The following is a 408-nucleotide window of genomic DNA, read 5'->3' on the forward strand; positions in this document are numbered from 1 at the left end:
GCGAGCGCTGCGAAGATGGTGAGAGCTGTTTGCATTAAGCGGCAAACAAAAGGCCGAAGTTTTTATCGGCGGATACTCAGGGAACCTTTAGGTTCAACGGCGTATTGTTAGTTCATGAAAATACGCCCGCCGGCATTCGATAGTACCCACCCCGAATACCTGACGGCCTGCGCGGAAGCGCTTGATGATGCCGTGCGTGAACTCGTTGATCTCGCAATCGTATCCGGATGGGAACCACCAGCCGTATTTACTTCGCTCGATCAAATAGTGAGTAATCAGAAGCTTGCCTATGTTGAAGACCCCGACCGGCTGACGAGTAAGCTATCACAACCCGATGAGGGGAAATGCCATTGACTCGAAATGAAAACAACCGGAAGACCGGCGCACGCAAGCCAGAGGAAGTGAAAG

General features: G+C 52.0%; 1 protein-coding gene. It reads left to right on the plus strand.

Annotation, left to right across the window (positions count from 1 at the left end; translation table 11 throughout):
* Nucleotides 1–114 precede the first annotated feature (114 nt).
* A complete protein-coding gene (locus AB1462_RS32335; protein ID WP_347975045.1) occupies nt 115–354 on the plus strand; it encodes a hypothetical protein in 240 nt (79 codons plus the stop codon).
* Nucleotides 355–408 lie beyond the last annotated feature (54 nt).

This window comes from Pseudomonas sp. SB113, from assembly GCF_040754745.1.
In the GTDB taxonomy this organism is placed as follows: Bacteria; Pseudomonadota; Gammaproteobacteria; order Pseudomonadales; family Pseudomonadaceae; genus Aquipseudomonas; species Aquipseudomonas grimontii.

Coding starts and splice junctions, on each gene's coding strand:
- AB1462_RS32335 (WP_347975045.1), top strand. CDS start 115: ATGAAAATACGCCCGCCGGCATTCGATAGTACCCACCCCGAATACCTG.